Source organism: Kitasatospora sp. NPDC058492 (assembly GCF_042720685.1).
In the GTDB taxonomy this organism is placed as follows: domain Bacteria; phylum Actinomycetota; class Actinomycetes; order Streptomycetales; family Streptomycetaceae; genus Kitasatospora.
The window spans coordinates 29,054-46,517 of sequence record NZ_JBHXMU010000008.1 but is presented as its reverse complement, the minus strand read 5'-3'; the positions used below and the strand labels follow the sequence as shown (position 1 = coordinate 46,517).

Annotated in this window: 19 protein-coding genes; 8 read left to right on the top strand and 11 right to left on the bottom strand. The window is 70.6% G+C overall.

The genetic code is table 11. The annotated features are described in order from the left end of the window. Positions 1-54: 54 nt before the first annotated feature. The 8 genes from ACFWPI_RS07825 to ACFWPI_RS07790 form a co-directional block, all read right to left on the bottom strand. Positions 55-1,218 carry a hypothetical protein gene (locus tag ACFWPI_RS07825; RefSeq protein WP_380370898.1) on the bottom strand — a complete coding sequence of 388 codons (1,164 nt, stop codon included), beginning with the start codon at positions 1,216-1,218 and terminating at the stop codon, positions 55-57. Between the two features lie 187 nt (positions 1,219-1,405). After that, the gene (locus ACFWPI_RS07820; RefSeq protein WP_380370896.1) at positions 1,406-2,233 is read right to left on the bottom strand and encodes a phosphotransferase; all 828 of its coding nucleotides are present in this window, start codon (positions 2,231-2,233) and stop codon (positions 1,406-1,408) included. A gap of 193 nt (positions 2,234-2,426) precedes the next feature. Continuing rightward, positions 2,427-3,353, bottom strand: a complete 927-nt coding sequence (locus ACFWPI_RS07815; RefSeq protein ID WP_380370893.1) for a hypothetical protein — start codon at positions 3,351-3,353, stop codon at positions 2,427-2,429. A gap of 359 nt (positions 3,354-3,712) precedes the next feature. Further along, positions 3,713-4,357, bottom strand: coding sequence for a restriction endonuclease (locus ACFWPI_RS07810; protein ID WP_244293826.1), 645 nt, complete (start codon positions 4,355-4,357; stop codon positions 3,713-3,715). 228 nt (positions 4,358-4,585) lie between these two features. Then, positions 4,586-4,942: an arsenate reductase ArsC gene (locus ACFWPI_RS07805; protein ID WP_380371003.1), complete on the bottom strand. Its 357-nt coding sequence runs from the start codon at positions 4,940-4,942 to the stop codon at positions 4,586-4,588. Positions 4,943-4,994: 52 nt separating this feature from the next. Then, positions 4,995-5,999, bottom strand: a complete 1,005-nt coding sequence (gene arsB / locus ACFWPI_RS07800) for an ACR3 family arsenite efflux transporter (RefSeq protein WP_380371000.1) — start codon at positions 5,997-5,999, stop codon at positions 4,995-4,997. A 137-nt stretch (positions 6,000-6,136) separates the two neighbouring features. Then, positions 6,137-6,535 (bottom strand): ArsR/SmtB family transcription factor, encoded by a 399-nt coding sequence (locus ACFWPI_RS07795; RefSeq protein WP_380370889.1) that lies wholly within the window; start codon positions 6,533-6,535, stop codon positions 6,137-6,139. A 232-nt stretch (positions 6,536-6,767) separates the two neighbouring features. Continuing rightward, on the bottom strand, positions 6,768-8,051 hold the full coding sequence (locus tag ACFWPI_RS07790) for an MFS transporter (RefSeq protein WP_380370886.1): 1,284 nt from the start codon (positions 8,049-8,051) through the stop codon (positions 6,768-6,770). Between the two features lie 77 nt (positions 8,052-8,128). Here ACFWPI_RS07790 and ACFWPI_RS07785 point away from each other — a divergent pair, with 77 nt between their 5' ends. From ACFWPI_RS07785 to ACFWPI_RS07775, 3 genes are all read left to right on the top strand, one after another. Then, entirely contained in the window at positions 8,129-8,491 is a 363-nt protein-coding gene (locus ACFWPI_RS07785; protein WP_363584314.1) for a MerR family transcriptional regulator, read from the top strand. A gap of 109 nt (positions 8,492-8,600) precedes the next feature. Continuing rightward, positions 8,601-9,407 carry an alpha/beta fold hydrolase gene (locus ACFWPI_RS07780; RefSeq protein ID WP_380370882.1) on the top strand — a complete coding sequence of 269 codons (807 nt, stop codon included), beginning with the start codon at positions 8,601-8,603 and terminating at the stop codon, positions 9,405-9,407. 431 nt (positions 9,408-9,838) lie between these two features. Continuing rightward, entirely contained in the window at positions 9,839-10,264 is a 426-nt protein-coding gene (locus ACFWPI_RS07775) for a hypothetical protein (protein ID WP_380370879.1), read from the top strand. Positions 10,265-10,651: 387 nt separating this feature from the next. Here the strand turns inward: ACFWPI_RS07775 and ACFWPI_RS07770 are convergent, their stop codons facing one another. Then, on the bottom strand, positions 10,652-12,001 hold the full coding sequence (locus ACFWPI_RS07770; protein ID WP_380370876.1) for an LGFP repeat-containing protein: 1,350 nt from the start codon (positions 11,999-12,001) through the stop codon (positions 10,652-10,654). Between the two features lie 176 nt (positions 12,002-12,177). Between ACFWPI_RS07770 and ACFWPI_RS07765 the strand changes: the two genes are divergently transcribed. The 4 genes from ACFWPI_RS07765 (at position 12,178) to ACFWPI_RS07750 (ending at position 15,234) form a co-directional block, all read left to right on the top strand. Continuing rightward, the gene (locus ACFWPI_RS07765) at positions 12,178-12,600 is read left to right on the top strand and encodes a hypothetical protein (RefSeq protein WP_380370874.1); all 423 of its coding nucleotides are present in this window, start codon (positions 12,178-12,180) and stop codon (positions 12,598-12,600) included. Between the two features lie 47 nt (positions 12,601-12,647). Continuing rightward, the gene (locus ACFWPI_RS07760) at positions 12,648-13,082 is read left to right on the top strand and encodes a hypothetical protein (RefSeq protein WP_380370871.1); all 435 of its coding nucleotides are present in this window, start codon (positions 12,648-12,650) and stop codon (positions 13,080-13,082) included. 156 nt (positions 13,083-13,238) lie between these two features. Then, the gene (locus ACFWPI_RS07755; protein ID WP_380370869.1) at positions 13,239-13,856 is read left to right on the top strand and encodes a hypothetical protein; all 618 of its coding nucleotides are present in this window, start codon (positions 13,239-13,241) and stop codon (positions 13,854-13,856) included. A 394-nt stretch (positions 13,857-14,250) separates the two neighbouring features. Next, positions 14,251-15,234, top strand: a complete 984-nt coding sequence (locus ACFWPI_RS07750) for an alpha/beta fold hydrolase (protein ID WP_380370867.1) — start codon at positions 14,251-14,253, stop codon at positions 15,232-15,234. An 85-nt stretch (positions 15,235-15,319) separates the two neighbouring features. Here the strand turns inward: ACFWPI_RS07750 and ACFWPI_RS07745 are convergent, their stop codons facing one another. Both ACFWPI_RS07745 and ACFWPI_RS07740 read right to left on the bottom strand, forming a co-directional pair. Then, positions 15,320-16,066 carry an SDR family NAD(P)-dependent oxidoreductase gene (locus tag ACFWPI_RS07745; RefSeq protein WP_380370864.1) on the bottom strand — a complete coding sequence of 249 codons (747 nt, stop codon included), beginning with the start codon at positions 16,064-16,066 and terminating at the stop codon, positions 15,320-15,322. Between the two features lie 117 nt (positions 16,067-16,183). After that, a complete protein-coding gene (locus tag ACFWPI_RS07740) occupies positions 16,184-16,489 on the bottom strand; it encodes a GNAT family N-acetyltransferase (protein ID WP_380370862.1) in 306 nt (101 codons plus the stop codon). Between the two features lie 204 nt (positions 16,490-16,693). On the opposite strand from ACFWPI_RS07740, the gene ACFWPI_RS07735 reads away from it, so the two are divergent. Beyond that, complete coding sequence (locus tag ACFWPI_RS07735) at positions 16,694-17,464, top strand: maleylpyruvate isomerase N-terminal domain-containing protein (protein WP_380370860.1); 771 nt, start codon at positions 16,694-16,696, stop codon at positions 17,462-17,464.

Below are 17,464 nucleotides of genomic sequence, written 5' to 3'. Positions count from 1 at the left end.
TTCGTGCAGTTGTTGATCCCGGTGAGCCCGTGACTTGATGTCTGTGTCGGTGGGTCAGTTGGTGGCGGGCGAGTTGTTGGTGCTGCGGTCGTCGAGGACGATGTGCGGCTGGTGCAGGCGGTCGGTGCCGGCCTGCTCGTCGGCGGGCCGGGTGCTGTTGATGACGGCGGCGATGCGCTCGTAGCTGGTGACGGCGAGGGCCCACGTTCCGATGCTGGTGCCGATGCCGCCGCCGACTCCGCTGTAGGCGGTTTCCCGGAGCGCGTTGAGGAGGGCGATGGTGCTGGGGCCGGACAGGATCGTGTCCTCGTTGCCGTCGTTGACCGGCTTCGAGAAGTGGTCGGCGCCCTCGGCCTGGGCGGCCAGGAAGTCCCAGGTCTCGGGGTGGCAGGAGATCGCGACGGTCTTCACGGCTGCGGCCTTGAGAAGGGTGTTGACGTGGTTCTCCCAGAGGAAGGGCTCCGGGATGAGACCGGACACGTCGTCGGCGCGGCCGCTCGGGAGGTCGTCGGTCACGGCCTGGTCCGGCGCGACTGCTTCCGTGTTCTCCAGATCGACCTTCGTGTCCTGCTCCGTGGGGCCGGAGGGACGGTACAGGTCTGCGAGTCGGGCGGCCACCTGGGCGGCGACCTGGGCCGCGATCTGGCTGAGCTGGTCCTCGGCGAGGACGTGCGGGGCGGTCGGCGCGTCGTCGGCAGGGGTGGTCTCGGACACGGTTGTCTCCTCGCTGTCGGATTCCGCGGCCTCGCCGGTCACGGAGGGGGAGGCCGGCTCTGTGGCCTGCTGTGCGGCCTGCTCGGATGCCGGGGGCTCGGCGCCGGGGAGTTCGTTGGTACCGGGGGAGTTGCTACTGGCATCACCGCCGGGCGGGTGAGCGGCTTCCGTCGGCTGGCCCGCGGCCTCGGGGGAGTCGACGGCGGGCAGGGGCGCCTCGGCGGGGCCGCCGTCCAGGGAGGCACGGCCGCTGCTCTGCCGAGTGCTGAGTTCGTTGCGCAGGTTGCCCAACTGGAGGTGGAGGCTGCGGTTGGCCTCCTGATGTTCTCTGGCGATCGCCTCGAAGAACTCGTCGCGGTGTTCGCTCAGGCCGACCGCCAGTGTCGCGGTGAGTTCGGCTCGCAGGCTGTCGGTGTGGTTGCGGATCTCCTCCAGGCCGGCCTGAAGGGCCGTCCCGACTTCTGCGCGTAGCAGTTCGACCTGGTGGGCGGTGCCCCTCGCCATGTCCCCTCCTGATCTCGCGCACCCGTAGGGGTGGCGGCGGGTACAGCGTGGCGGCAAGGGCCCGTGCGTGATGAGCGGATCGGTGGGACTGTCGAGAACGCGTCGATCACCGTCTGAAATCGGATCATCACGCAGATGTGTCACATTGTCGGTTGATAGACCGAATGGAGCGTCATGCTGGTGTTCATCACGGTGCGGACTCCTTGTCGGAGTTCCGGAGGATGTCGGTGGTCCAGGCCGGCCTGATCGCATGCCAGCTGTACCGGTAGCCGTTGGTGCCGTGGTGGGGCGTGGTGAGGATGTGGTGGAACTCGCACCATGCGGCGAACTCCCGCCAGGAGCAACCGGGAAGACCGCGTTGCTCGGGATGGCGGTTGTAGGCGGCTACGGTCCGCCGGATGGTGTCCTCGGGTAGGGGGCCGGCGGTCATGGCGATGGTGACGATGATCTTGGCGAGGTCGTAGCCGAAGGGGGCGAGGGTGAGGGAGTCGAAGTCGATGACGGCGACCGTGGTGTCGGTGATGAGGAAGTTGCGCGGGTTGGCGTCCTTGTAGAAGGCGGCGGGCATGGTGGCGGCCTGCTCCAGCCAGCCGTCGATCGCGCCGGGGGTCAGGAGCGGGGCCGGTACGGTGCCGGTGGCCAGAAGCCGGTGGAGGCGCTCGCGGCGGCTGTCGGCGAAGTCGGCGATCGTGACCTCGGCGGTCGCGACGTCGGCGGTCGTGGCGTCGGCGCTGGTGTGGTCGGCGCTGGTGTGGGGTGTGTTCAGGTGGGCGGCGTGCAGGTCGTGGGTGTGGGCGGTGGTGTGCTGGTGGCCGAGGAGGTCGGCCAGGGTCAGCAGGTCGTCGGGGGTGCCGTGGTGACCGTCGAGGTGCTCGAAGTCGATCGCGGTGGGGTGGATGTGGACGACTTGGGGGATGCGTACGTCGGGGTTGGCGCGGGCGATCCAGCGGTGGTGGGCCAGGGAGCGCTGCTGGGTGTGGGGGTCCGTGAACGTCTTGGTGAAGATCCGCATCATCGTGTGTGCTCCTCCTCAAACGTGGCCACACCGGCCCCGCAGGCCCGCGCTGCTACAAGGACGGTACCGGCGCACGGTGGACGTTCACAGGTGGCGTCGGCACGGTATGAACAACTGCGAGTCGCTCATTTGAAGTGTTCTGGGGCCGGCGCTGGGCTGCGGCCGCGCGCCTGAACTCGGCGCTGGGGAAGGGCTATCCGACAGTGGCCAGTCTCCCCAGGTTCATGCCGGCGGTCTTCGCGGCCCGCAGGGCCGTCCTGGCGCAAGCCACACCGTGGCGGGTGGCCGCCTCGCCCCCACCGACGGCGAGCGTTCGTGTGCCGAGGCCTGCGCATGTGCGGCAGATGCCGGGGTGGGGGACTGGGTCGTGGCATTTGGTGCACTCGGTGTAGCGGGTTGCTGTGGGTCGTTCGGCGGGTTGGTCGGGTGGCATCTTGTGCTGCAGGCGGTAGCGGAGCACGGCGACCGCCGAGTGCATCGGGGTGGGCAGGCCCGGCAGCAGGGCTTGGGTGAGGTCGGTGGGTGTGCTGCCGCGTTCGAGCCATTGGGCGACCAGGGGTGCGAGTTCACGTGCTTCGGCCTCGCCCAGGTGCAGGCGTGGTTCGGGGCGGATGACCCGGAACAGGGTGGCGACCGCGTCGCGGAGTTGTTCGTCCGGCGCGTCCTTTTCGGAGTCCCTTTCCCGCCTTTCCGTCCCCGGTGTGGTGACGGGCTCTCGGGACTGCGGGGAGGGGTGGGTGGGTTCTTTCGCCGGGTTCTTTACCAGGGCGTCAGCGCCGCCGGTGGTCGCTTCACCGGGCGCCGGGCGGGTGGTACCCGGCGGCATCGGCTGCGGGGTGTCGTAGACGTGGGTCTCGGTGATGATCGTGCCCTCGGGCATCCGGATCTTCTCGGCCCGGTAGAAGCCCGCCTCGGTCAGTTCCTTGAGCGCCTTGCGGATGGCGCTGCGCCCCTGGGGGCTGGTGTCGGCCATGTGCCGACCGTCCTCGCGCCAGCCGTCCGGGCGGGAGAGGAGGTCGGCGAGCAGACCGCGAGCGGTGTAGGACAGCCGCCGGTACTGGAGCATGGTGTTGGGCAGCACGGTGAAATCGCGCACGTGGGCGCTACGATGGACACGCATTGGGAGTTGCTTCTCCTGTTGCCGGACCCCGGAGCGTTGGCGCGCTGCCGGGGTCACCTATTTGTGGTTAGGGCACGGAACGTAGCACGCACACCGATCGAAGGTCGACACGGTCGGCGAGCGCTCACGTTCACACGTCAGTCGGTCAATAACGGCCTCTCCCTGATCGCTGATTGGCAGTCAGATTCCCCGAGGCTGCCGACAGAAAGGCGCTGGCCTGCACCGTGTGGTGCAGGCCAGCGCTCACATGCACAACCCCGGCCCGAACCGCATGAACCAACAGGTCAGAGCACACACCGATCTGCCCTCCGGCCTTCTGCAACAAGTTCAGGGCCGGTGCGGGCTCGGGCGGTCAGGCGTCAGGCCCAGGGGGGTTTGCCGGTTCCCTCGGCCCACAGGGCCAGGGCCCGGCGGTCGATGGCGTGGATGCCGACGTTCGCGCAGAACGCGGCGGCGGCCTTGGTGAACGAGCTGGTCGTCACCACGGCCGCCAGGTCGCAGCGGTGGACGTCGCGGTAGGTGCCGTTGACCTTCTGGACGTCCTGGGAGCCGACGGAGGTCCGTGGCCCGTACCGCTTGGCCTGGATGAGGAGCCGCTGTCCGGACGGGGTGGTGGCCAGGACGTCCGCCGCGAGGTCGCCGGCCCCGCCGACCACCGTCACCTTCGTGCACCCGTCCCGCCTGCACAGGTCCGCCAGCGCGTGCTCGAACGCCTTCGGACTCATGGTCAGGAACGGGCCGATGTGCCGCAGCTGCGCCGTGCGCGCAGCCAGCTCCCGCCGCCGGGCCAGTTGCCGCAGGCGCAGCACGACGGCGCACACCACCAGGCCGACGGCCAGCAGCGCGGCGACCAGGAGCAGGTGGTGGGCCAGCCACGTCAGCACGAACGACACCACGGCGACCGCGACCAGCGCCGCGATGCCCAGCGTCAGCGCGTTGTCCCGGGCCTGTTGTGCGCGGCGGGCGGCAGTGGACCGGCGTCGTCGTACGGGCCTACGGGCCACGGCGTTCCCCCCTCGGACCATGGTGTGGACGCGAGCGTAGAAGCAGCCGCCGCCCGGCCGCCGACGGTCCCGGCGAATTCGGACGGCTGCGGGCCCGAGTTGTCCGGATCTCGGTGGCTGGTGGCTGGTGGCTGGCGGTCGGTGGCTGGTGGCTGGTGGCTGGCGGCCGAACGCCCGGTGTCGGGGTGCGCCCGGCGTGTAGGGCTGCCCCGGGCTACCGATGGGCTCTCACGCGCGAGGCTGGATGCCGAGGTCGGTGAGCAGGCCGCGGATCCGGGTCTCGATCTGGTCGCGGATCGGGCGGACGGCATTCACACCCTGGCCGGCCGGGTCGTCCAACTTCCAGTCGAGGTAGCGCTTGCCGGGGAAGTACGGGCAGGCGTCGCCGCAGCCCATGGTGATCACCACGTCGGAGGCCTGCACGGCCTCGGCGGTGAGGACCTTCGGCACCTCGGCGGAGAGGTCGATGCCGACCTCGGCCATGGCCTCGACCACGGCGGGGTTCACGGTGTCGGCGGGGGCGGAGCCGGCGGAACGGACCTCGACCCGGCTGCCTCCGAGGTGGGTGAGGAAGGCGGCGGCCATCTGGGAGCGTCCGGCGTTGTGGACGCAGACGAAGAGCACGGACGGCTTGGGCTCAGGCACGGGCGGAACCTCCGGGAGTGGCGGGCTGCGGGAAGAGGCGGCGGGCGGCGAGGGCGACGTGGACGAGGCCGATGAGGACGGGCACCTCGATGAGGGGGCCGACGACTCCGGCGAGGGCCTGGCCGCTGGTGGCGCCGAAGGTGGCGATGGCGACGGCGATGGCCAGTTCGAAGTTGTTGCCCGCGGCGGTGAACGCGAGTGTGGTGGCCCGCGGGTGGTCCAGGCCCACCGCGCGGCCGAGGAACAGGGAGCCGGTCCACATGAGCGCGAAGTAGACCAGCAGGGGCAGCGCGATCCGGGCGACGTCCCACGGCCGGGAGGTGACGGCCTCGCCCTGGAGGGCGAACAGGATGACGATCGTGAACAGCAGTCCGTACAGGGCGAAGGGGCCGATGCGCGGGAGGAGCGTGCCCTCGTACCAGGTACGGCCCTTGGCCTTCTCGCCCAGGCGGCGGGTGAGGTAGCCGGCGGCGAGCGGGATGCCGAGGAAGATCAGCACGCTGCGGGCGATCTCCCACACCGACACGTTGAGGGCGGTCTGTTCCAGGCCGAGCCAGCCGGGCAGGACGGACAGGTAGAACCAGCCCAGCGCGCCGAAGGTGACGACCTGGAAGACGGAGTTGAGGGCGACGAGGACGGCGGCGGCCTCCCGGTCGCCGCAGGCCAGGTCGTTCCAGATGATCACCATGGCGATGCAGCGGGCGAGGCCGACGATGATCAGCCCGGTGCGGTACTCCGGCAGGTCGGGCAGGAGGAGCCAGGCGAGGGCGAACATCAGCGCCGGGCCGACGATCCAGTTCAGCAGCAGGGAGGGGACGAGGAGGCGGCGGTCGCGGGTGACGGTGTCGAGACGGTCGTAGCGGACCTTGGCGAGCACCGGGTACATCATCACCAGCAGGCCGAGCGCGATCGGCAGCGAGACGCCGGAGACGGTCACCTTCGCCAGTGCGCCCCCGAGGCCGGGCACCAGGCGGCCCAGTCCGATGCCGAGGCCCATCGCGGCCAGGATCCACAGCGCGAGGTAGCGGTCCGTGAACGACAGCCGGGCCGCGACTGGAGCGTTCGGTCTGGTCGGTGCGGCTGGTGTGGCTGGTGCGGCTGGTGTGCTCGGTGCGTTCGGCGCGTTTTCGGTGCTCACGAGGCGGACCCGGCGGGTGCGGGCAGGGGCTCGGCCGCCGGGCGGGTCAGGATGCCGGCGAGGCGGTCGGTCATCTCGGGGACCAGCCGGTAGTACACCCAGGTGCCCCGGCGCTCGCAGTCGATCAGCCCGGCCTGCCGCAGCAGCTTCAGGTGGTGGGAGATCGTCGGCTGGGACAGGTCGAAGGCCGGGGTCAGGTCACACACGCACACCTCGCCCCCGGCCCGGGAGGCGATCATCGACAGCAGCCGCAGCCGCACCGGATCGCCCAACGCCTTGAACACCCGTGCCAGTTCCACGGCCTGGTCCTCGTCCAGTGGGGCGGTCAGCAGCCCGGGGCAGCATCCGTCCGCGTCGTCGTCCTGGCCGAGCACTCGAAGTTCCTGATTCGACATACGTCTATGTTGACGAACTTCGATCCAGGGCGCAAGGTTGCATCGGCAGATATCAATCCAGCCTGTAAGGACACCCGCATCGACCATCTCGGCGTCGAAGTCGCCACCGCCGACCAGGTCACTGCGGCCACCGCCCGCCTCACGGACGTCGGCCTCGCCACCAACCAGCAGCACTCCCGTCACCACGGCCTCGGGGATTGCCGCAGCAGAGCCGACCGGACGGCCGGACCGTTCAGCGGGGCGGGTGGCCGGTCGGGTGGCCGGTCGGGTGGCCGGTGGGGCGGTCGGTGAGGCGGGGGAAGCCGTGGCGGTGGGCGGCGGCGGTGACGGTCAGAGCGGCGGCGAGCAGGGCCAGGGCGGACCAGGGCAACGTGCTCGGGCCGCCGTGGTCGAGGAGGAGGCCGCCCGCGAGCGCGGCGCCGGCGATGCCGAGGTTCCAGCAGGTGACGAGCAGGGACTGGGCGATGTCCCCGGCCGGGCCGGCCGCGTCGGCCACCGCCGTCTGCAGGAGGGTGGCGGCGCCGCCGAAGGCGAGACCCCAGACCGCGGCGCTGCCGTAGACGGGCCAGGAGGTGCCGGTGAGCAGGGCGACGGCGACGGACAGGGCCGCGGCGGAGAGCAGGGCGCAGGCGGCGATCGTCAGGGTGCGCAGGTGGCGGTCGATCAGCGCCCCGGTACCGAGGATGCTCACCAGGGAGGACAGTCCGAGGACGAGCAGGACGGTGTCGGTCCGGCCGCCGAGCCCCAGGGGTGCGAGCAGCGCCGCGACGTACGTGTAGAGCAGGTTGTGGGCGAGGACGAAGGCCGCCGTGACGGTGAGGACGGCCGCCACCCCCGGGATCCGCAGCACCTGCCGGACGGGGGTGCGGGCGTGGCCGGGCCGCCCCGGGACGGCCGGGAGCGCGACGAGCATCCAGGCGGTGAGTGCCACGGCGACGGCGCTCATCAGTCCGAAGGTGGTGCGCCAGCCCACCAGCGCCGCGACCAGGGTGCCGGCGGGCACGCCCACCGACAGGGCGGCCGTCGAGCCGCCCATGGCGACGGCCATCGCCCTCCCGCGCTGCTCCGGCGCGACGATGCTGCGGGCGTACCCGGCCAGCAGGGCCCAGAGCAGGCCTGCGACCAGGCCCGCGGCGAAGCGCGCCGCCATGGTGAGGGGATAGTTCGTCGAGACCGCGGTGACGGCGTTGGCCGCGGCGAAGCCGCCGACGGACAGCAGCAGCAGGCGCTTGCGCGGCCAGCCGGCGGTAGCGGCGGTCAGCGGTATGGCGGCCGCGATGGAACCGGCCGCGTAGAGCGTGACGGACTGCCCGGCGCCGGACTGGCTGACGCCGAGGTCCGCACTCATCGCGGGCAGCACGCCGGCGGGCAGGGCCTCGGTCATGATGGTGACGAATCCGGCGGTGCTCAGGGCCAGCAGGCTGGGCCAGGGAAGCCGGATGGCGGGCCGGTTCGGGGGCTGGGGAAGCCGGGTGGCGGGCGGGTTCGAGGGGCTGGGGGAGTGAAGTTCGGGCATGGGCCCGATCGTCTATCCTTGACATTCATGTCAAGGTCCAGCCCGGAACGGCACCGGTCGGGCGTGAGGGTGGTCACATGCGTATCGGCGAACTCGCCCGGCTGACGGACACTCCTCCGCGCCTGCTGCGCTACTACGAGCAGCAGGGTCTGATCACCGCGCACCGCGAGGCGAACGGCTACCGCGCCTACGACGACTACCTCGTCGACCGGGTCCTGCAAATCCGCGGACTCCTGGACGCCGGACTGCCCACGCGGATCATCAGGCAGATCCTGCCCTGCCTGGACAGCCCGCGGACGATCCACTTCGCCGACGCCACACCGGAGATGATCGGCACCCTGGAGTCCGAGACGGAGCGGATGACCCGTCGGATCCAGTGCCTGACCCGTAACCGTGATGCCATCCGGGAGTACCTCACCGAGGTCAAGAGCCGGGCCTGAGGCGTGAGCCCGAGGTGTGCGTCTGAGGTGTGTGCCCGAGGTGTGAGCCGACGTCGGGATGCCTGTCGGCTTGACCTTGCCATTGGTGTGATGGTTGGACCCTTCCGTCATGACCGACTCCGCCATCCGGCACCTCGAATTCGGCGACGGCACACCGCTCGTCATGATCCACGGCTACACCGTCGACCACCGGGTCCTGCTCCCCGTCGAACCCGCCTTCGCCGACCGCCCCGGGTGGCGGCGGCTCTACCTCGACCTCCCCGGCCACGGCACCAGCCCCCGGCTGCCGGGGACGACGTCGGCGGCAGCCCTGGCCGACGCCGTCTTCGACTGGATCCACACCGAACTGGGTGAGCAGCCCTTCGCCGTGCTCGGGCAGTCGTTCGGCGGACAACTGGCCCGGGCGGTGACGGCGAGGTTCGGGGCGCAGGTCCTGGGCTCGGCGCTGCTCGTACCGGTCGTGCACTGGGGCCCCGACCGGACCCTGCCCGGCGTGACCGTGGCCGAGCGCGACGACGAGCTCCTCGACCGGCTCCCGCCCGCCGACCGCGAACTCTTCGGCCTCGTCATGGCCCGTCACACCACGCGCAACTGGAAGCTCTTCGAACAGTACGTCCGGCCGGGATGGCGCGCGCACGACCAGGCGGCCGCCGCCGAACTCGAAGCCGACTTCCTGCTGCCGCACTGGCCCGAACACCGCGCGCCAGCCCACCACGGCCGGCACCTGCTGGTCACCACCCGGCAGGACGCCCTGGTGGGCTGGCGCGACCAACTCGCCCTGCTCGACCACTACCCCCGGATGGCGGCGACGGTGCTTGACGGCGTCGGCCACAACCCGCAGGTCGAGTGCGCCGAGACCGTCCAGGGCCTCATCGGCGCCTGGCTCGACGAACTGCCCCGACCCGCCCGCCAGTGAACGGGGCGGCGCTGTGGTCGCACCGGACCGTCCGCCCGAACGCTGACCTCGTCGCCAGCTCGGCCACCACGGTCACCCCTGCGAGTGGGGGCTGGCCGCTCTACGACAACCCCACGGCGGTCGAGGACATCGACGGACCATAGGGTCATCGTGAATCCGGCCCTGCCACCGATGAGTTGGACGGTCGGAGGAGAATGAGTCGCATGACGTGCTTCCTCGCGAAACTCCGTGCTGTACTCACCATGGAGAAGGTCGAAGCCGTGCAGCGCTGAGCGGCCGGCCGGGACGCGCGGTGCCCCATCTTTCCTGCCGGGGAGGGAGGCGTACCGTCGTGCTTCCGCCAGCGTTTCCCGATTGACCAACCCGCTTGGTTCGCCAGGGCCGGCTGTTTCGGAGTGGATCAGATGAGGGTTCTTCGCCGGGTATTCGCCGTGGCCGCCGCCGTGCTGGTGCTGGCTGTGACGGACTTCGTCGTCACTGCCGTCCATGACCGATCCGCGGCCGGGGACCGTCGCGTCCGGGCGCAGGCCGAGGCCGGGGCGGATGCCCATCGGTACGCGGCCGGGCTGGTACCGGCCTTCACCGCCGGTCCGCAGACGGCCATGTCGCTGGAGGCGCTCGCGGCGCGCACCGCGGTGCACGTCGTCACGCTGGCCGGGGACGGGGGCTCCGTCGTGGTGGGCGTGATGGCTGACGTGGTGTACCCGACGGGGTGGGGGGCCTCCGAAGTCGGAAGTGCCTGCCTCCGAGTCGTCCTCGCCCGCACCGGCGAATCGATCACCGAACAGGCGTCCGACATTCCGTGCTCGGAGCTTCCCCCCGGCGGGTCCCTCACCGAGGCCTTCATCGTGCGCTGACCGAGGCCTGCTGGCCCCGTCCGGGCAGGCCGGGCCCGGGTGTCGGCAGGGTGGGGCGGTATCGAGGCGCGGTATCGAGGCTGTCTGGTGTCCTGTCGTACCGGACCTTGAGCGGTCTCATCTCACCGTGAGCGCTCATCGAGGTGGCCGCGAACGCGAGAAGGCCCGACCGGTGCGGCGCTTTCCAGGGGCCCCACTGCTCGTGAAGTTCCGGCCGGTAGGACATGTTGTCCCCCGGCCGGAACTTCACGCGTACAGGGCCTCCAAAGCGACCAGTCCCTCGCCCGGCCACCTCCGCAGCGCCGGAATCGGCGCCCGCTCCGCCAGCGCGTACATCGTGCCGGTGGACTGGGCGGGAGACCGGACGGACCGGCCCTGCCGCGTCGATCAGTTGCAGGTCATGTTGACGGGTGCGTGGTCCGGGTCGTTCCGGTGGCACAGGTGCTGCGGGGCCTTCAGGTCCGTGATGGAACCCTGCCACACGGCGCCCTGCCACAGGGCCTGCGGGGAACCGGAGTTCTCCAGCAGGCGCGGGTAGCGCAGGACCTCCCAGGACGGGTACCTGTCCTTGTTCGTGTCGACGTCGAAGCCGGTGAAGTTCTTGTTCTTGTCGTCGTAGCGGTGCGGGTAGATGTGGAACGTCGCGTTGATCCGGCCGAGGTCCGCGTACTGCGAGCCAGGGACGTCCACGAACGAGTTGACCGCTGACACGTCCACCCGGATGCCGCCGTCACCGTAGGGCTCCGCCCAGTACTCGTTCTGCGGGGTCCGGTCGTCCTGGACCACCTTGGCGTGCTCGGTACGCACCAGAGGCTTGGCATTACGGCACGTCAGATCCCCGACACAGGACTGGTCGACGTAGATCCCGACCTGGCCCGTGGCGGTGTCCCAGGCGATGGCCACCTTGGAGCTGGCTTCGGGTTCGGTGCTCCACAGGCGGTGGTTGCCCAGGGCGTGGTTGATCGGGCTGCCGTCGTCGCCGATGTAGCCGCGCACCACGACGATGCCCCGGTCGGGGCCCTTGGGCAGCAGCGTGGCGCTCTCCTTCAGATCGCCCGGGGCCGGGCTGCCCTGGAAGAACTGGGCGTTCGCGCGGGGGATCAGCGGGTTCGCGGTCTCGTTCGGCGACCACCGGATGGGCCCGTGCTCGAACATCTGGGTGACGCCCTCCTGCTGGAGTTCGTCGGTGACGGGGTAGCCGTACACCCCGCCTTCCCAGCCCGCCTGTCCCCAGCGCTGGCCGATGAGGCCCCAGACGGGGTGGACGCCGTTGGAACGTGTGGGATGCCAGTAGAGCGAGCCACCCTGGAACACCTGGCGCTTCCCAGCACCGTCAGGGAGGGACAGTTCGTCGCTGGTGGGGTAGCCGAGGGAGCCCTTCTCCCAGCCCATGGCGGCCCACTTGTCGCGGATGAGGCCCCAGATGGCGTGGGCGTCGGTGGAGGGGCTCCAGTAGATCGAGCCGCCGTCGAAGACACTGAACCGGCCCACCCCGTCGGGAGCGGTCTGCTCGTTGTCCTTGGGGCAGCCGAGCGTGGTCCGGTACTCCCGGTACTTCTCCAGGATGCGGCCCTGGACCGTCTTGCCACAGATCTGTTCCGGGTCCTGCCCGGCGGCGGAGGCCGTCGCCGGGAGGAGGGTGGAGCCGGCGAGAAGGACGGTGAGCAGGAGCGAGATCTTCGCTCCCCGTCGGCGGGTTCGTCCGCGGGGCGTTGAGTGTTCGCTGATGATGTCCACCGAATGATTCTCGCGTACATGTCAACAGGTGGACAGTGTCCGAGGAGCCAAGGAATGGGCAGGTCTGCGACAGAAGCACACGGGTAGGCCCGGTCGAGAGGTTCGCCGCGAAGGGACACCGGTCACTACTGTTCTCGGTGCTCGAATGTCATGTGAATTGGTCGATCAGATATTCGATGGAGGATCGTGTGGCGAGGGGACGGCGCGTCCTGTTCGGCGTGCTGGGTGGGGTTCTCGGTGTTCTCGGCGTGGGCGTGGTCGTGTGGCTGACGTTCCGGCCTTCCTGGCCTGACGTGCCCGACCCGGTCGGACGGTGGAGCGGCGGTACGGCGGTGCTCGAGTTCCTCCCGGACGGACGGATCGGGTCCGCGACGGTGCCGGCCTACGTGTGCGACAGCGCGGCGGCCGATCCGGCACAGCCGACGGAACTGGAGGGGAGTTGGAAGAAGTCCTACCTCGACGACGCCGGTCGGGGGGTGTATGTGACGGCGACCCGTAAGGACGGGGGAGGCAACTGCAGGATCTGGCTGACGGCCATGACCAACGAGAAGGACCTGTGGCTGCTGGCGAGCAAGGGGTTCGTCATGGAGAAGGGCTGAGGTGCCGCGGTGACTTCGAGTACGACGGCGTGGAGTGAGGGGGAGCTGTGGCTGGTCGATGGAAGTACCTGAAGTCCCGGGAGGGCGCTGTCCTGTTGGTGGGTGTCCTGCTGATCGCGGGGCTGACGGGGTATCTGAAGGCCCGGTCGGGCGGGCCGGATCCGAAGGACTACGTGGGGCGTTGGGCGTCGCGGGACGAGGTGATCGAACTGCGGGAGGGGGGCCGGCTCGGTGAGGTGCGGCTCGACGGGTACTTCTGCGCGAAGGATCCCGTCGGGCAGGGGGCGGCGTTGGGGGAGTACCAGGGGAGTTGGCGGGCGGGGAGTGTGGACGACGCGGGGTCGGGGGTCTTCGTGGTGCTGCGGGACTACTACTCCGGGGGCGACTGCGAGATCTATCTGCAGGAGGAGCGAACGGGCACGGTGGCCAGCCTGGGCGGCCAGCCGCGGGGGAGCGCGCAGCGGGTCTTCTCCAGGGGGTAGGGGCGTCGGAGAACGGTTGCACCCATGACCGGGTGGTCGTCCACGACGGCCCGGCCGGTTGGGGGCATCGACGAACCGGCGGCGATGTCACGGTAGAACCCCGGACCCTGACAGTGCCCGGGCGGAGAGAAACAGCGGCACACCGCACCGCTCAGTGTGATCATCGTAGTCATTACCGGACCGAAGACCACAGCACGGCAACTGGAGCGAACCGTCGCCTCACTGCGCGGCCTGCTCATCGACCAGGTCGACTACGTCGTGCCGACCGGTGGGCCCGACGGGCTTGAGCCCGCGGAATGGGACCTGCGCCAGGGGCACGAGCCGACCTTCGGCTGCCAGTTCACCACGCACCTCGGCGTGGTGTTCACTCTGATCTGGAACGACAGCTTCGACGGCTATGGCATCGAAGTATTCGACCAGCCGATCGAGACGTTCCCGACCAGGCCCGGCAATTCCGGCTTCCCCGCGCTTATATCGGTCACCGACCACCCGCGCTGGTCCGGCCTGCTCCACCGCGAGATACTCCACACCGAGCTGGCCTGGGTCGAATGGGGTTCCGGAGGCGCCACCCCCGTCTGGATCCGGCTCGACTTCGCGCCCGTCCGCCATGACCAGGGCGATCCCCACCGGTCGGACTCGGTCTGGCTCGTTGCAGGACGTTGGGCGCAAGGGCGATTCACCATCCCCGCCGACGATCTGACCGTCATGTTCGACGAATCCGAGGCAGTACGGGCCAATCTCGTACGCCCACGCCCGGCCAGCGTGAATCGGTGACCCGCAGCGCGAACCTGTGTCGTCTCGGCGCCACCTTGCACACCTTCGCGAGAACATGTGCGCTGTGCCGAACGACTCGGTGGGTTTGATGCCGCTTCGACCGCCCGGAACTGGGCGTTTGCCTACGGAACACCTGGATCGGGCAGCTGAGCGCGTTGCTCGCGAGGACGTAGCCGTGCGGGCCATAGGGGCGACCGATCGGAGCATTGTCACGGGCGGGCCGCGGGTCGGTTTGCTGAAACGGCAACAGGCCTCGCCCTCCGCGGTACGCGCGCAGCATGATCGGCACTGCGTCAGCACTGCATCGGCATCACGCCGCCGAACAGCGGGTCGTCGAATGTCGGTTCGCCGAACCGAACTTGGCGTACGCCGGATCGAGATCCCAGGAGGACACATGTCACCGTCGCGGACCACGGGCCCCACTCACCGGCTGGTCCCCTCGCCCGCCGGCCGGATCCACCTGGTGGAGCAGGGCACCGGGCCGCTGGTCCTGCTGCTGCACGGGTTCCCGGAGTCCTGGTACTCCTGGCGCCACCAGTTGCCGGTGCTGGCCGCTGCCGGATACCGCGCGGTCGCCATCGATGTCCGCGGGTACGGGCGCTCCTCCAGGCCCGAGGAGGTGGCCGCGTACCGGATGTTCGACCTGGTCGAGGACAACGTCGCGGTGGTCCACGCTCTGGGTGAACGGTCCGCGGTGATCGTCGGCCACGACTGGGGCTCGACCATCGCCGCCAACTCCGCCCTGATCCGACCGGATGTCTTCCGTGCCGTGGGGCTGCTGAGCGTTCCCTACCTCCCGCGGGGCGGCCCGAGGCCCGGCGAGGTCTTCGCGCAACTGGGCGGCGACGAGGAGTTCTACGTCTCCTACTTCCAGGAGCCGGGCCGGGCCGAGGCCGAGATCGAACCGGACGTGCGTGGTTGGCTCGCGGGCTTCTACGCCGCGTTGTCCGCCGACACCATGCCGGCGGCCGGCGCACCCGACCCGCACTTCGTCAGCCGTGGCGGGACACTTCGTGACCGGTTCCCCGCCGGACGGCGGCCCGGTTGGCTCGGCGCGGAGGAACTCGACGTCTACGCCGGAGAGTTCGAGCGAACCGGCATGAGCGGGGCGCTGGGCTGCTACCGGAACATGGACCGGGACTGGGAGGACCTCGCCGACTTCGACGGTGCCCCCGTCACCCAGCCGTCCCTGTTCATCGGCGGAAGCCGGGACGCCTCCACCACCTGGCTGGCCGACGCGATCGCGGCCTACCCCGCGACCCTGCCCGGCCTGCTCTCCAGCCACATCCTCGACGGCTGCGGGCACTGGGTCCAACAGGAACGCCCCACCGAGGTCAACCGGATCCTGACCGACTGGCTCGCCGCCCTCCCCTCCTGAGCGGGGGGAGCAGGGTGCTGCGCGGGCTCGACGGTCGGGTCGAACTCGCGGCCCATCAGCGCCGTGCTGCTCCGGAGCGCCGCGCTCACCAGGCCACGGTTCGGCCGAGGTAGTCGACGTAGTGCAGGCCCGGGCTGCTCCGGAGGGCGTCGAGCGTCCTGACCACGTTCGGGATGCTCTCGTCGATGCCGAGCAGGGCGTCCGAGCCGCCCATGTCGGTGCGCACCCAGCCGGGGGCCATGAGGACCAGGGGCCGGGGTTCGCCGCTGTGCCGGGCCGCGTAGCTGCGCATGAACGTGTTGAGCGCGGCCTTGCTGCCGCGGTACACCTCGTGGCCGCCGCGCTCGTTGTTGGCCACGCTGCCCTGGCCCGAGGACATCACCGCGATCGTGCCCGCTGGCTCGACGAGGTCCTGGAGGGCCTCGATGACGCGCAGCGGGCTCAGCGCGTTGGTGACCATGACGCGGACGAACTCCTCGGTGGAGGTCTGTGCCACCGTGCCCTCGGGCTGGTTCGTGACGCCGGCGTTCACGAAGAGCAGGTCGAACGTCCGGCCGGTCAGGCGACCGTGCAGCGCCGCGACCTGCTCGGGCTCGGTGATGTCGACGGTCTCGATCTCGACCTGCCCGGCGTGGGCGTCGGCATCGGCGAGCTCGTGCAGGCCGGTCCGGCCCGAGCCGCGCACGGTGGCCACGACCTGCCAGCCGGCCCGCGCCCATTCCTGGGCGAGGGCGAGGCCGAGGCCCCGGGACGCGCCGATCAGGAGCACGCGCCTGCCGGGGGCCGGAGCCGGGGACGGCGCGGAGTGGCTTTCCGAGGTGTTCGTCGACATGACAGCGATTGTGCGAGGCATCACTGCGCCCGGCAAGCCGCCTCCCCGGAAGGGAAGTTGGCAATCCGGGGCCGGGTGGCCTCGTGCTTCTCGCCGTGGCGTCGGCCGACGTGCGGCTCAGAGGCCGAAGCGGGCTCGGTGGGAGGCGGGGACCAGGTCGGTGTATTCGGGGTGCTTGGTGATCCAGCTGCGGATGAAGGGGCAGTAGGGGAGTACGGCGAGTGCCTGCTCGCGGGCCGTGTCCAGTGCCGCGCGTGCCAGGCGGCCGGCCAGGCCGCGGCCCTCGAAGCGGGGGTCGATCTCGGTGTGGATGAAGGCGATCTCGTCGCCGGAGCGGTGGTACTCGGCGAAGCCGGCGAGTTCGCCGCCGTCCTGGATCTCGAAGCGCGACTTCTCGGTGTTGTCGGTGACGAGCTGGTCCATGGTTCCTCCGCAAGGTGGGGGACGGCCCTGGAGGGCCGGTGGCGGGGTGGCGCGGCATCGCCACTATAGTTGAAGAATCAACATTTGTCGTCCGGTCGCCGACGAGGGCCCACGGATACCGGCCGGACCGCCAGGTGACCATCCGGCAGCCGAACTGCCGGGCGGCAGGTTTGCCCGGCGCGGCTGCCGGGATACCCATGGCGCATGATTCCCGCCGCGGTCAGTGACGTCCTGCCGGAACTCGTCCCGTTCGTGCGGGCGGTCCAGGAACGCAGGCCCGACGACGGGACGTGGTGCGAGGCGTGGACGGTGCGGGACGTCCTCGCCCACCAGACCGGCAACGCCGAGGAACTCGCCCGCGTCCTGCGCGCCTTCCACGCGGGCGAGCCCGTGGAGACCCGCGGCTTCGATCGGGAGGAGCCGTACCGGCGGATGTCCGACGCACAGCTGTGGGAGGCCTTCGCCGCCCGCTGTGCCGAACTGGCCGAGGTCGCCGCGGCCGCGGAGAGCGACCTGCCCCCGGCCACCGAGGTGCGGTGGACCGGCCGGACCGTGACGGTGCCGTTCTTCGCCGAGCACCTGCGCGAGGAGCTGATCCTCCACCGGTGGGACCTCACCGGCGACGACCGTACGGCCCGGGAGGCGCTCGCCGAGCCGTGGATGACGTCGCACAGTGTGCGGCTGGTCGGCCGGCCGCTGCTGGCCCGGGGCGTGGCGGGACTCGACCTCGGGCCCGGGGGGCGCGTCGAGGCCCGCCTGCGCGTCCCCGGGACCGACGACGTCCTGGTGACCGCGGACGCCGGTGGTGCGTCCATCGCCCTGGCCCCGCCCGAGGGCCCGGCCACCATCGAGAGCGACGCTGCGGTGCGCGTCCTGCTGTTGTGGGGGCGACGTCCGGCGGACCCGGGCCGCTGGCACAGCACGGTCGGTCCGGAGGAGCTGCGACGGGTGCGTGCTCTGCTGAGCGGCTACTGA

Bases quoted from the DNA above. Each gene is read 5' to 3' on its own strand.
- ACFWPI_RS07825 (WP_380370898.1), bottom strand. From the start codon at position 1,218: ATGGCGAGGGGCACCGCCCACCAGGTCGAACTGCTACGCGCAGAAGTC.
- ACFWPI_RS07735 (WP_380370860.1), top strand. From the start codon at position 16,694: ATGATTCCCGCCGCGGTCAGTGACGTCCTGCCGGAACTCGTCCCGTTC.
- ACFWPI_RS07745 (WP_380370864.1), bottom strand. From the start codon at position 16,066: ATGTCGACGAACACCTCGGAAAGCCACTCCGCGCCGTCCCCGGCTCCG.
- ACFWPI_RS07795 (WP_380370889.1), bottom strand. From the start codon at position 6,535: ATGTCGAATCAGGAACTTCGAGTGCTCGGCCAGGACGACGACGCGGAC.
- arsB (WP_380371000.1), bottom strand. From the start codon at position 5,999: ATGGGCCTCGGCATCGGACTGGGCCGCCTGGTGCCCGGCCTCGGGGGC.
- ACFWPI_RS07785 (WP_363584314.1), top strand. From the start codon at position 8,129: ATGCGTATCGGCGAACTCGCCCGGCTGACGGACACTCCTCCGCGCCTG.
- ACFWPI_RS07765 (WP_380370874.1), top strand. From the start codon at position 12,178: ATGGAGGATCGTGTGGCGAGGGGACGGCGCGTCCTGTTCGGCGTGCTG.
- ACFWPI_RS07805 (WP_380371003.1), bottom strand. From the start codon at position 4,942: ATGGCCGCCGCCTTCCTCACCCACCTCGGAGGCAGCCGGGTCGAGGTC.
- ACFWPI_RS07740 (WP_380370862.1), bottom strand. From the start codon at position 16,489: ATGGACCAGCTCGTCACCGACAACACCGAGAAGTCGCGCTTCGAGATC.
- ACFWPI_RS07815 (WP_380370893.1), bottom strand. From the start codon at position 3,353: ATGCGTGTCCATCGTAGCGCCCACGTGCGCGATTTCACCGTGCTGCCC.
- ACFWPI_RS07790 (WP_380370886.1), bottom strand. From the start codon at position 8,051: ATGCCCGAACTTCACTCCCCCAGCCCCTCGAACCCGCCCGCCACCCGG.
- ACFWPI_RS07820 (WP_380370896.1), bottom strand. From the start codon at position 2,233: ATGATGCGGATCTTCACCAAGACGTTCACGGACCCCCACACCCAGCAG.
- ACFWPI_RS07750 (WP_380370867.1), top strand. From the start codon at position 14,251: ATGTCACCGTCGCGGACCACGGGCCCCACTCACCGGCTGGTCCCCTCG.
- ACFWPI_RS07780 (WP_380370882.1), top strand. From the start codon at position 8,601: ATGACCGACTCCGCCATCCGGCACCTCGAATTCGGCGACGGCACACCG.